General features: G+C 67.9%; 10 protein-coding genes. 5 read left to right on the plus strand and 5 right to left on the minus strand.

The window, feature by feature from the left end; genetic code table 11:
- Window positions 1-68: 68 nt before the first annotated feature.
- Complete coding sequence (locus AC1RRP_RS04025) at window positions 69-2591, minus strand: PD-(D/E)XK nuclease family protein (RefSeq protein ID WP_493033491.1); 2523 nt, start codon at window positions 2589-2591, stop codon at window positions 69-71.
- Between the two features lie 46 nt (window positions 2592-2637).
- On the opposite strand from AC1RRP_RS04025, the gene trxA reads away from it, so the two are divergent.
- The 5 genes from trxA (at window position 2638) to AC1RRP_RS04050 (ending at window position 8056) form a co-directional block, all read left to right on the plus strand.
- The gene (trxA, locus tag AC1RRP_RS04030; protein ID WP_493033492.1) at window positions 2638-2970 is read left to right on the plus strand and encodes a thioredoxin TrxA; all 333 of its coding nucleotides are present in this window, start codon (window positions 2638-2640) and stop codon (window positions 2968-2970) included.
- Window positions 2971-3158: 188 nt separating this feature from the next.
- Window positions 3159-4421: a transcription termination factor Rho gene (rho, locus tag AC1RRP_RS04035; protein ID WP_057676440.1), complete on the plus strand. Its 1263-nt coding sequence runs from the start codon at window positions 3159-3161 to the stop codon at window positions 4419-4421.
- Window positions 4422-4635: 214 nt separating this feature from the next.
- Window positions 4636-4893, plus strand: a complete 258-nt coding sequence (locus AC1RRP_RS04040; RefSeq protein ID WP_493033494.1) for a type B 50S ribosomal protein L31 — start codon at window positions 4636-4638, stop codon at window positions 4891-4893.
- A 94-nt stretch (window positions 4894-4987) separates the two neighbouring features.
- Window positions 4988-6709: a hypothetical protein gene (locus AC1RRP_RS04045; RefSeq protein ID WP_493033495.1), complete on the plus strand. Its 1722-nt coding sequence runs from the start codon at window positions 4988-4990 to the stop codon at window positions 6707-6709.
- A 3-nt stretch (window positions 6710-6712) separates the two neighbouring features.
- On the plus strand, window positions 6713-8056 hold the full coding sequence (locus AC1RRP_RS04050; RefSeq protein WP_493033496.1) for an MATE family efflux transporter: 1344 nt from the start codon (window positions 6713-6715) through the stop codon (window positions 8054-8056).
- A gap of 28 nt (window positions 8057-8084) precedes the next feature.
- Here AC1RRP_RS04050 and phoR read toward each other — a convergent pair whose 3' ends face one another.
- The 4 genes from phoR to pstB are packed head-to-tail and all read right to left on the minus strand — an operon-like array spanning window position 8085 to window position 11663.
- Window positions 8085-9422 (minus strand): phosphate regulon sensor histidine kinase PhoR, encoded by a 1338-nt coding sequence (gene phoR, locus AC1RRP_RS04055; protein ID WP_493033497.1) that lies wholly within the window; start codon window positions 9420-9422, stop codon window positions 8085-8087.
- A 30-nt stretch (window positions 9423-9452) separates the two neighbouring features.
- Window positions 9453-10166, minus strand: a complete 714-nt coding sequence (gene phoB / locus AC1RRP_RS04060; RefSeq protein WP_493033498.1) for a phosphate regulon transcriptional regulator PhoB — start codon at window positions 10164-10166, stop codon at window positions 9453-9455.
- On the minus strand, window positions 10163-10864 hold the full coding sequence (phoU, locus tag AC1RRP_RS04065; protein WP_493033499.1) for a phosphate signaling complex protein PhoU: 702 nt from the start codon (window positions 10862-10864) through the stop codon (window positions 10163-10165). The genes phoB and phoU overlap by 4 nt, the downstream gene beginning before the upstream one ends.
- A gap of 13 nt (window positions 10865-10877) precedes the next feature.
- Window positions 10878-11663: a phosphate ABC transporter ATP-binding protein PstB gene (gene pstB / locus AC1RRP_RS04070; protein WP_493033500.1), complete on the minus strand. Its 786-nt coding sequence runs from the start codon at window positions 11661-11663 to the stop codon at window positions 10878-10880.
- Between the last annotated feature and the right edge of the window lies 1 nt (window position 11664).

An 11664-nucleotide genomic window follows, 5' to 3' on the forward strand; every position in this document is an offset into this window, starting at 1 on the left:
GCGGGGGCGGGAAGGGGGCGGGGGGGGATAGGGGGGGAAAGAGTCAGCCTTGCGGCAGCAAAACCAACTCATGTCTCACTCCAAAAATCCCGCCGACACAAACCCCGCGCCGCACAGAACTCGCAAACAGCCCCCTCGCCCAACGCCGGCATGCCCGCCCCTCCCGCAATACGCTGCAAGTCATCCACGATGCCGTGGATCAAGGCATCGCGCACCGCCACCACATCGTCCTGTTCGAACGTCCGTGTGCCGTCCTTCTCGCCCACGTTGACGTAGGCCGCGCGCAGCGTGTCCTGCGGCAGCAGTGCTGCATAGAACGCCAGCTGGGTGTCTTCCAGCGGCGTCCTGGTGCGTTCCCGCGTGACGCTCTGCGGCTCGGTCTTGTAGTCGATGACCATGAGCTCGTCGCTGCCGGAACGGTCGACGCGGTCGAGCCGGCCCACCAGCGTCAGGCTGCCCAGCGGCTGCGCCGACTCGCGCTCGCCCTCGCTGAAGCGCAGCCCGGTCGCCTCATGCCCGGCCAGCCACTCCAGGTAGCCCTCGCGCACCCGGGGCCAGGCGGCCTGGAAAGGCAGGAACTCGTCCTCGGCCAGGCGCATGGACTGCGTCACCTCGACCGCGGCCGCGTCGATCAACACACGCCGCTGCGCGGCATCGCTGCCAGGATCTTCGTGCAGACCGTCGTGGAAAGCCTTGAGCACGGCGTGCAGCCAGAGGCCGAAATCGCGCTTGTCGAGCTCGCCTTCGATCTCCTCCGCCTCTTTCAGGCCGAGCTGGCGCAAGGCGAAGAATCGGTAGGGGCAGTGGCGCAGGTCCTGGTAGGCGCTGGCCGACAGGCGTGCCACGCCCAGTTGCGGCGCGATCGGCAGCGGTCGCGGCACCGGGGTGGGCGCGATCTCGCGCCTGGCGCGCGGGTCGTCGGCCTGGCCATCACCAGCCTCATGGCGGATCTGCTGCACCAGCGGGCTGGGCAGCAGGGGCTCGCCGCCCTCGTCGCTGCTGCGCCAGAGCAGGTCGACCTGCGCGGTGCACAGGGCATCGCGCCAGGCGGCGCGCAAGGCGGCATCCAGCGTCTCGCGGGCGGGCAGATCGAGGGCGGCACGCTGGGCGGCCGTCCACAGGCCGGGCGGCTCGGGCGAGGGATTCAGGCGGATCTCGTCGCAGCCCGGCAGCACCGCGGCCGCGAAAGGACGGCCCAACATCTGCGCCAGCGGCAGGATCACGACCTGCTCCTGTGGCGGGTAGTCGGGCTTGAAGCTCACGGCCTCCAGCACCTGGTCCACCCAGTGCGTGAACTCGGGCAGCGCCAGGCGGCGCCGGGCCCACAGCGCGTCGGGCGGCAAGATCGCCCCACCCGGCCCCAGCCGCAGCGCGCCCAGGACCGCCTCGCCGGCCACATCGTCCTGCAGCAAGGCCCATTGGCCGCTACCCTGCAGCAGCTCGTGCAGGGCCCTGAGCCATTGCGCCAGCGTCCGGCCGCGTTGCAGCGGCTCGCGGGCCGCCTCGACCTGCGCCAGCAGGGCGGCCAGCACGGGCTGCTCGCGCAGGTCCAGCGTGGCCGGAACATGGCGCCAGGCGCGCTGCGGCTGGCGACGCAAGGCGGCTTCGAGCTGGCGCACGGCCGCGGTGTCGCAGGCGGGAGAGTTCTTGAGCCAGTCCAGCACGGCATCGCTGCTGGCATTCCAGGCGCAGGCCCGCAAGGCGCCCATGAGCTGGGCCCCGGCCCGGCTGGTGGAGAGCTTCCAGCCGGTTTCGTCGCGGATCTGCACCGCCTGTCCGGCCAGCATGGCGCGCACGCGGCGCGTCAGCGCCCGGTCGGTGACAACCAGCGCCACCGGCGCACGCCCGGCCTGCAGATGGCGCAGCACGCAGGCGGCGGCCAGCTGCGCCTCGTCCTGCGCGTCGCGCGCGCGATGCAGGGCCGGCGTGGCCGGCGAAACCTGCACGCCCTCGCAAGCCAGCACGAGCATGCGGTCGCCCCAGACCGAGTGCAAGGCCGCGGGCAGCGGGTCGGGCTGGAAACCGGACACGGCGATCAGGCAGTCGGTGGACTCGATCACGCGCGATTCAAAAAGCACATCACTGGGATAGGAAGAATTGGCGGCCCAGGCCACGGCCAGCTGCGCCACGGCCACTTCCAGCGCCAGGGCGCCGGCATCCATGCCGGTCATGGCCGCCGTGCGGGCCTGCACGGCCCAGGCGGCCCGCTGCGCCGGCGGCACAGCCGCGGCCAGGGGTGCCAGCTGTTGTGCTGCTTCCAGCAGCAAGGGGGTGGCGGCCTGCGCGCGGGCCCCCAGGCCGGCCTGCTCCAGTAACGCCTGCGCCGTCAGCACGTCGAGCGCGGCATCGAAGCTGACGTCGGTGGGGGCTGGTTGGTGCCCGCCCAGGCTGCGGCACCAGTTCTGCGTGGTTTCAAAACGCGGCGCAAAGCCGTCCGGGTGCAGACGGGCCCACAGTCGCGCGGCCTGCGGCATCAGCTGCGCATAGGGCAGCAGGACCACGGTGCGGGCCGGGTGCGCGGCGCGTGCGCGCATGTGGGCCTCGATGCCGGCAAGCCACTGTTGCCAACGAAAATCCGTGGTTTCTGTCACAATGCCGCAACTGTAGCCGCATTGCCACATCGAACAAGGAGCCCTCATGGCCAGCGACCTGATCAAGCATGTTTCCGACGCGTCCTTCGAAGCCGACGTCCTCCAGGCCAGCCAGCCCGTGCTGGTCGATTACTGGGCCGAGTGGTGCGGCCCCTGCAAGATGATTGCCCCCGTCCTGGACGAAGTGGCCGGCACCTACCAGGGCAAGCTGCAGGTGGCCAAGATGAATGTCGACGAGAACCGCGACATTCCCGCCAAGTTCGGCATCCGTGGCATCCCCACACTCATGCTGTTCAAGGGCGGCCAGCTCGCCGCCACCAAGGTCGGCGCCATGAGCAAGGCCCAGCTGACCGCCTTCATCGACCAGCAACTGGCCTGAGGCCACCCGATCCGCTCTGAACAGGGCCGCCGACGCCATACTGCGCGGCGGCCTTTTTTCCTGTCATAATCTCCTGCAATCGCCGGTTCCATCCTGAACCGGTTCGAGTTCCCGGCTGGCAAGACCCCGGCGTCTGCTCAGTCGCACACCCCCCCGATCGATAGCCACACCCCACTGGGGCTCCATCCATGCACTTAAACGAACTCAAGGTACTGCACGTATCTGAAATCCTCCAGCAGGCCGAGGCCCTCGAAATCGAGAACACCGGCCGCATGCGCAAGCAGGAGCTGATGTTCGCGATCATCAAGAAGCGCGCCAAGACGGGTGAACAGGTGTTTGCCGACGGCGTGCTGGAGATCCTGCCCGACGGCTTCGGTTTCCTGCGCAGCCCGGATTCGAGCTACACCGCCAGCACGGACGACATCTACATCAGCCCCAGCCAGGTGCGCCGCTTCAATCTGCACACCGGCGACATGATCGAAGGTGAAGTGCGCACCCCCAAGGATGGCGAACGCTACTTCGCGCTGAACAAGCTGGAGAAGGTCAATGGCGGCTCGCCCGAGACCAACAAGCACAAGGTGATGTTCGAGAACCTGACGCCGCTGTTCCCCAAGGTGCAGATGAAGCTGGAACAGGACATCAAGGGCGAAGAGAACATCACCGGCCGTGTCATCGACATCATTGCCCCCATCGGCAAGGGCCAGCGCGCCCTGATCGTGGCGCAGCCCAAGAGCGGCAAGACCGTGATGATGCAGCACATCGCGCACGCGATTTCTGCCAACTACCCCGACAGCTACCTGATGGTGCTGCTGATCGACGAGCGTCCGGAAGAAGTGACCGAGATGCAGCGCACCGTCAAGGGCGAGGTGATCGCCTCCACCTTCGACGAGCCCGCCGCCCGCCACGTGCACGTGGCCGAGATGGTGATCGAGCGCGCCAAGCGCCTGGTCGAGCTGAAGAAGGACGTGGTGATCCTGCTGGACTCCATCACCCGCCTGGCCCGCGCCTACAACAACGTGGTGCCCTCCTCCGGCAAGGTGCTGACCGGCGGTGTGGACGCCAACGCCCTGCAGCGCCCCAAGCGTTTCCTGGGCGCGGCCCGCAACGTGGAAGAAGGCGGCTCGCTGACCATCATCGCCACGGCGCTGGTGGACACCGGCAGCCGCATGGACGAAGTGATCTTTGAAGAATTCAAGGGCACCGGCAACTCCGAAATCCACCTGGACCGCCGCCTGTACGAAAAGCGTGTCTTCCCCTCTATCCAGCTCAACCGCAGCGGCACCCGCCGCGAAGAGCTGCTGCTGCAGCCCGAAATCCTGCAGAAGACCCGCATCCTGCGCCAGTTCCTCTACAACATGGACGAGATCGAGGCCATGGAAATGGTGCTCAAGCAGATGCGCGCCACGAAGAACAACAACGAGTTCTTCGACATGATGCGAAGGGGTGGTTGAACACCCCCGTGGCGGCTGCGCCCCCCTTGCAGGGCGCACCCGGCGGCGGCCCCCGGCCAGGCCGGTTCCGCGGGGGCCTGCGAACAGGCCTGCGCTGCGCGCGGCCCCGCACACTCGTTGTGCTCGCAAGCTGTTGATTTTTATGTATAATCTGCGTTTTCGCGGAAAGTAGTCCGGATGGTCCGGCCCGGCTCCCGCACCTAGAGGAAGAATCATGAAAGAAGGCATCCACCCGAACTACCGCGACGTCTGCTTCGTGGACCTGTCCAACGGTTTCAAGTTCGTGACCCGTTCCTGCGCCAACGCCAAGGAAATGATCAAGATGGAAGACGGCCGTGAACTGCCGCTCTTCAAGCTGGACACCTCCAGCGAGTCGCACCCCTTCTACACGGGTACCCAGAAGTCCGTGGACAACATGGGCGGCCGCGTAGAGAAATTCCGCAACCGCTTCGGCAAGACCGCTGCCAAGTAATCTGGCGGCTGTTTTCCAGTCGAGGGCAGCCCGGTACGCCGCGCTGCCCTTTTCTTTTGACTGAACCTCTTGTGCCCTCTGGCATGATCCCAGCGTGAACCAGCCCAGCCCCGCTATCGTCGCCCAAGGCGCCGTGCGCCGCCTGCCCCACCTGGCGCTCTGGCTCTTCGCCCTGGCCTATCTGCTCCCCGGCTTCATCGGGCGCCATCCCTGGCGCAGCGCCGACATCACCGCCTACGGCTACATGGCCGAGCTGGCCGCCGGCCGCGCCAGCTGGCTGGCCCCCACGCTGCTGGGCCAACCGCCGGAGGTGGACGCCCTGCTGCCCTACTGGCTGGGCGCCTGGGCGCTACAGCTGGCGCCGTCCTGGATCGCGGCGGACTTCGCCGCCCGCCTGCCCTTCATCGCCCTGCTGGCCCTGACCCTGATCGCCGTCTGGCAAGGCATCTACTACCTGGCGCGCAGCCCGCGGGCCCAGCCCGTGGCCTTCGCCTTCGGCGGTGAAGCCCGACCCAATGACTACGCCCGCGCCATGGCCGATGGCGGCATGCTGGCTTTCATCGCCTGCCTGGGCCTGGCCCAGCTCTCGCACGAAACCACCCCTGCGCTGGCGCAGCTGTGCTTCACGGCGCTGAGCTTCTACGCCTTCGCCGCCATGCCCTACCGGCGCTGGACGCCGACCCTCTCGGCCCTGGTCGGCCTGACCGGCCTCACCCTCTCGGGGGGCCCTTCCATGGCCCTGCTGCTGGCCCTGGGTGCCCTGCTGGCGCATGTGCTGGACCGCAGCCAGGCCCTGGAAAATGCGAGCCACTACCGGCGTGACCTGAAGCGGCTGCTGGTACTGACCGTCGGCGTGGCCGTGCTGGCCAGCGCACTTGACCTCTGGCGCTGGCGCATCGGCCTGCCCGAGTCCACCTGGGCCGCCTGGCATGGCCTGGGCAGCCTGATGTTGTGGTTCACCTGGCCGGCCTGGCCCCTGGTGTTGTGGACCCTGTGGCGCTGGCGCCGCCAGCTATTTGACCGCCGGCCCAGCCGGCACCTCTCGCTGCCCCTGTGGTACACCGCCATCACCCTAGGCGCCACGCTCATCACGCCGGCCGGGGACCGGGCCCTGCTGCTGGCCCTGCCCGCCCTGGCCACGCTGGCGGCTTTCGCCCTGCCTACGCTAGGGCGCAGCGTCTCGGCCCTGATCGACTGGTTCACGCTGTTGTTCTTCACCACCTGTGCCCTCGTCATCTGGGTGGTCTGGGTCGCCATGTTGACCGGCTTCCCGCCCCAACCCGCCGCCAACGTGGCGCGACTGCTGCCGGGTTTCGAGCCGCGCTTCGTCATCCTGCCCTTCGTTTTCGCGACCCTGGCCACGCTGGCCTGGGGCTGGCTGGTGAAATGGCGCATTGGCCGGCACCCCGCCGCACTTTGGAAAAGCATGGTGCTGCCCGCCGGCGGTGCCGCCCTGTGCTGGCTGCTTCTGACCACGCTGTGGATGCCCGCGCTGGACTTCGCCCGCAGTTATGCGCCCCTGGTGCGTCGCGTCGAGGCCATCGTGCAACCGGGCGGCTGTGTGGCCCACTTCGGTCTGTCGCGCGGCCAGCTGGCGGCCATGCAACTGCATACCCGCCTGCGCCTGGAGCCGGCCAACGACAGCACGCGCTGCGACTGGCTGGTCATCGATCGGGGCATCGTGCGGCAGACCCCCGAGATCCTCAGCCCGGCGCAGTGGCAGCTGCACAGCGAACTGGGCCACCCGCGGGAAGGCGAAGAAGACCTGGCCATTTACCGCCGCGTCACGGTTTCACCGGCCGCGCCCGCGCGCTGACCCGTGCCCGAGTTCAAGACCATCGCGCGCCACGCGGGCACCGTGCTGGTGGGCCAGCTGGCCACCATGGCCTATGGCGTGACCGACACCATCGTTGCCGGCCGCTACGCGGAAGCCTCGCTGGCCGCGCTGTCGGTGGGGTCCGCCATCTACATGAGCGTGTACGTCGGCTTGATGAGCGTGCTGACCGCCCTGCTGCCGGTCTGGTCCGAGCTACACGGAGCCCGCCAGCCCGCACGGCTCGGGCACTCCCTGGGCCAGGCCCTCTATCTGTGGCTGGCGCTGGTGCTGGTCGGCCTGTCCATCCTGCTCAACCCGGGTTTCCTGCTGGACTGGGCCGACGTGCCGCCAGCGCTGCGCGCCGAGGTACTGGCCTACCTGGGCGTGCTGGCGCTGGCGCTGCCGGCCGCGCTGATGTTCCGGCTCTACAGTACCTTCAACCAGAGCCTGGGCAAGCCCCAACTGGTCACCTGGCTGCAGCTGGGCTCGCTGGCCGTCAAGGTGCCGCTCTCGATCTGGTTCGCCTTCGGCGGCCTGGGCCTGGAGGCACGCGGGGCCGAAGGCTGTGCCTGGGCCACGCTGGTCGTGCACCTGGCCATGCTGTCCCTGGCCCTGTGGCTGCTGCGCACGCGCACCTTGTATGCACCCTACCAGCTGTGGCGTCTACCCGGTCGCCCCGACTGGAAAGTCCTCGCCGCATTCGCGCGCCTGGGGGTACCCAGCGGCCTGACCATCCTGATCGAGGTGACCTCCTTCACGCTGATGGCCCTGTTCGTGGCGCGCCTGGGCACCACCGCGGCCGCCAGCCACCAGGTCGCCGCCAACCTGGCCGCCGTGCTCTATATGGTGCCGCTGGCCATCGGCATCGCCACCAGCGCACGCACCAGCTACTGGCTTGGTGCAGGCCAGGCGAGCAAGGCGCGCCATGCGGTGGGCGTGGGTTTCGCGCTCGTGCTGGGCAGCGCCGTGCTGCTGGCCACCACGCTGGTGCTGGTACGCGGCCCGCTGGCCCAGCTGTATGCCAGCAGCCCCGAGGTGGTGGCGCTGGCCGTGCCGCTGCTGTTCTGGACCGCGATCTACCACCTGTTCGACGGCCTGCAGGCCCTGGCCGTCTTCGTGCTGCGCTGCTGGCGCATCACGCTGGCGCCCTTCCTGATCTACGGCGTGCTGCTGTGGGGCCTGGGCCTGTATGGCGGCTTCCTGCTGGCCTATCGCGGTCTCGGCCCCTGGCCGGCGCTGCAGACACCGGCGGCCTTCTGGATGGCCGGGGCCGCGGCGCTGGCCCTCGCGGCCCTGAGCTTCTGGCTCATGATCTGGCAGGTGCTGCGGCGCGAACGCCGCCCCTGACATCGCCAGCCTGGACGGTGGCTGACGCTCAGGACAACGGGCGAACCCGGCTGGCCGGAAACAGGATGGAGAAGCGCGAGCCCTTGCCCAGCGTACTCTCGATGCGCAACTCGGCGCCATGGCGTTGCACCACGTGCTTGACGATGGCCAGGCCCAGGCCCGTGCCGCCGGTGTCGCGCGAACGGCTGCGGTCCACCCGGTAGAAACGCTCGGTCAGGCGCGGGATATGTTCGGGTGCAATACCCGGACCGCTGTCCTGCACGTAAAACTCCACGCGGCCGTCCTCCGGCATCAGCCAGCCGCAGCGCACCTCGCCACCGGCCGGCGTGTAGCGTACGGCATTGCTGACCAGGTTGGACAGGGCACTGTGCAGCTCCGAAGGCGTGCCGGCCAGTTCACGGGCCGGCGCCGGCTCGAACACCAGCGTCTGCGCCGGGCCGGTCATGGGCGGATTCAGCACCGCGGACAGGACTTGCGCTTCCTGCTCCACCTGCCCCATCAGCACCGGCAGCGACGACCACTCAGCCGCCCCGGGCAGCGGGCTGCCCTCCAGACGCGAGAGCATCAGCAGATCGCTCACCAGGGACTGCATGCGCCCGGCCTGCTGCGCCATCAGGTCCAGGTAGCGGGCGCGCTCCGTGGCGTCCAGCTGCAGGGTCTGCAGGGTCTCGACAAACCCCGAGAGCACGGTCAGCGGGGTGCGGATCTCGTGCGAGACGTTGGCCACGAAATCGCGGCGCATGGCCTCGGCCTGCTCGAACATGGTGACGTCACGCGAAAGCAGCAGGCGCCGGCCCTCGCCGTAATCGTGCAGGTGCACCGACAGGCGCGAGGGGTGGGCGCTGCTGTGGGCCCGCCCCTGCATGAACACGCTGGTCTGGTAATTCCCCCCGGACACATAGGCCGTGAAAGCCGGGTCGCGCACCAGATTGACCATGTGCTGCAGCAGGTCGCGGCCCGAGTCCAGGCCGAAGTGCTGGGCCGCCGTCTGGTTGAACCATTCGATGCGCCCGTGCGCGTCCAGCAGCACCACCCCGTTGGGCGAAGCCTGCAGGGCCGCGAGGAAATCCTGCAGTCGGCGATCGCTGTCGCGTGTTTCATGCTCGCGCTGGCGCACCAGCCGGCGCGCGCGCTCGGCGACTTCACCCCACAGGCCCAGCTTGAGCGGAACATCCGAGACGTCGCCGTTGCGCAGCCACTGCAGCACCCGCAGGCCTCGCGTGAAATCGACCAGCACCCAGAGCAGTCCCATGGCCAGCATGCCGGCCAGCCCGCCCCGGATCTGCAGGGCCTCGGGCGCCAGCCAGATGCCGATCACCGCGCCCAGAATCTGGAGCAGCAGAAAAAGTACGAGATGCAAGAGCATGAAACCACGACCCCGGGGACGGGACCGTTCTCAGCCGCGCAGCGCGGCAGGCACCGGTACGGGTTGGGCCGACAGGCGGTAGCCGGCACCGCGTACGGTTTCCACCATGGCGGCGGCCTCGCCCAGCGCTTCGCGCAGGCGCTTGATGTGCACGTCCACCGTGCGCTCCTCGATGAACACGTGGTCACCCCAGACCTTGTCCAGCAGCTGGCCGCGGCTGTGCACACGCTCGGCATGGCTCATCAGGTACTGCAGCAGCTTGAATTCCGTGGGCCCCAGCTTGAGCGCCTGTTCTGCATAGCTCACGCGGTGCGTGGCCGTGTCCAGCCTGAGGCGGCCGATCTCCAGTGTCAAGGAGCCCTGGTCGGGCGCGCGCCGGCGCAGCAGGGCGCGGATGCGCGCGAGCATCTCCTTGGTGGAGAAAGGCTTGGCCATGTAATCGTCGGCACCGGCGTCCAGGCCGGCCACGCGGTCCGCCTCGTCGCCGCGCGCGGTGAGCATGATGATGGGCACGGCCTTGGTCCGCGGATCGTTGCGCCAGCGGCGCGCCAGGCTCAGCCCACTCTCGCCGGGCAGCATCCAGTCCAGCAGCACCAGGTCGGGCAGCACCGCGTCGATCTCGCGCTGCGCGGCCAGGCCGTCAGGCGCCACGGTGGGCTGGAAACCGTTATGGCGCAGGTTGACGGCGATCAACTCGGCGATCGCCGGTTCGTCTTCCACCACGAGTACAGCAGGTTGCTTCATTTGAGGACGGATTCGATCTCTTCGATCGAGGCATGGCGCACATCGGCGCCCTTGACGATGTAGATGATGAGTTCGGCGATGTTCTTGGCGTGGTCACCGACGCGCTCGATGGCCTTGGCCAGGAACAGCAGGTCCAGGCTGGGTGAGATGGTGCGGGGGTCTTCCATCATGTAGGTGATCAGCACGCGCACGAAGCTGTCGAACTCCTTGTCGATCAGATCGTCTTCCTTCAGGATGGCGACGGCGTTCGTCGTGTCGAGCCGGGCGAAGGCATCCAGCGCCTTGCGCAACTGGCCTGCGGCCAGGTCGGCGGCCGTGCGCAGCTCGGACGCCGGCAGGGCGCGCGGTGCCCCAGTGTGGATGATATTCAGCACCATGCGCGCCATCTTCTCGGCCTCGTCACCGGCGCGCTCCAGGTTGGCGATGGCCTTGGAGATCGCCATCAGCAGGCGCAGATCGCGCGCGGTGGGCTGGCGGCGCGCGATGATGGAGGAGATCTCGTGGTCGAGCTCGATCTCCATGGCGTTGACGCGGTGCTCCAGCTCGATCACCTGCTGGGCCGAATCGATATTGAGCCGGGCCAGGGCCTGGACGGCCTGTTGCAGCTGGGCTTCGACCAGGCCGCCCATCTCCATGACGCGGCTGGAAACGGAACTCAGTTCGCTGTCGAACTGGGTGGAGAGATGTTTTTCGGGCATGTGCATTTCCTCCTTAGCCGAAGCGGCCGGTGATGTAGTCTTCAGTTTCCTTGCGCGTGGGCTTGAAGAACATCTGCTCGGTAGAGCCGAACTCCACCAGGTCGCCCAGGTACATATAGGCCGTGTAATCGCTGCAACGCGCCGCCTGCTGCATGTTGTGCGTGACGATCACCACCGTGTAGTCGTCCTTGAGCTCGGTGATCAGCTCCTCGATCTTGGCGGTGGAGATCGGGTCCAGCGCCGAGCAGGGTTCGTCCAGCAGGATGACTTCAGGCTTGATGGCGATGCCGCGTGCGATGCACAGGCGCTGTTGCTGGCCACCCGACAGGCTGGAGCCGCTCTGCTTGAGCTTGTCCTTGACCTCGTTCCACAGCGCGGCCTTGCGCAAGGCCCATTCGACACGCTCCTCCAGATCGGTGGCACTGAGCGATTCGAACAGCTTGATGCCGAAGGCGATGTTGTCGAAGATCGACATCGGGAAAGGCGTGGGCTTCTGGAACACCATGCCGACCTTGGCGCGCAGCAGGGCCACGTCTTCCTTGCTGGTCAGCAGGTTCTCGCCGTCAAGCAGCACCTGCCCCTCGGCGCGCTGGTCGGGATAGAGCTCGTACATGCGGTTGAACACACGCAGCAGGGTGGACTTGCCACAGCCCGAGGGGCCGATGAAGGCCGTGACCTTGTTCTGCGGAATATCCAGGTTGATGTCCTTGAGCGCGTGGAACTTGCCGTAGAAGAAGTTCAGGCCACGCGCCGAGATCTTCGGGGCATGCGTGGCGGCCGGGGTGGAAGTGGGTTCCATG

It is taken from the genome of Hylemonella sp. GW821-FHT12C09 (genome assembly GCF_058807395.1).

What these genes read in the sequence shown, in the direction of transcription:
- trxA (WP_493033492.1), top strand. Translation starts at nt 2,638, where the DNA reads ATGGCCAGCGACCTGATCAAGCATGTTTCCGACGCGTCCTTCGAAGCC.
- rho (WP_057676440.1), top strand. Translation starts at nt 3,159, where the DNA reads ATGCACTTAAACGAACTCAAGGTACTGCACGTATCTGAAATCCTCCAG.
- AC1RRP_RS04040 (WP_493033494.1), top strand. Translation starts at nt 4,636, where the DNA reads ATGAAAGAAGGCATCCACCCGAACTACCGCGACGTCTGCTTCGTGGAC.
- phoR (WP_493033497.1), bottom strand. Translation starts at nt 9,422, where the DNA reads ATGCTCTTGCATCTCGTACTTTTTCTGCTGCTCCAGATTCTGGGCGCG.
- phoB (WP_493033498.1), bottom strand. Translation starts at nt 10,166, where the DNA reads ATGAAGCAACCTGCTGTACTCGTGGTGGAAGACGAACCGGCGATCGCC.
- phoU (WP_493033499.1), bottom strand. Translation starts at nt 10,864, where the DNA reads ATGCCCGAAAAACATCTCTCCACCCAGTTCGACAGCGAACTGAGTTCC.
- pstB (WP_493033500.1), bottom strand. Translation starts at nt 11,663, where the DNA reads ATGGAACCCACTTCCACCCCGGCCGCCACGCATGCCCCGAAGATCTCG.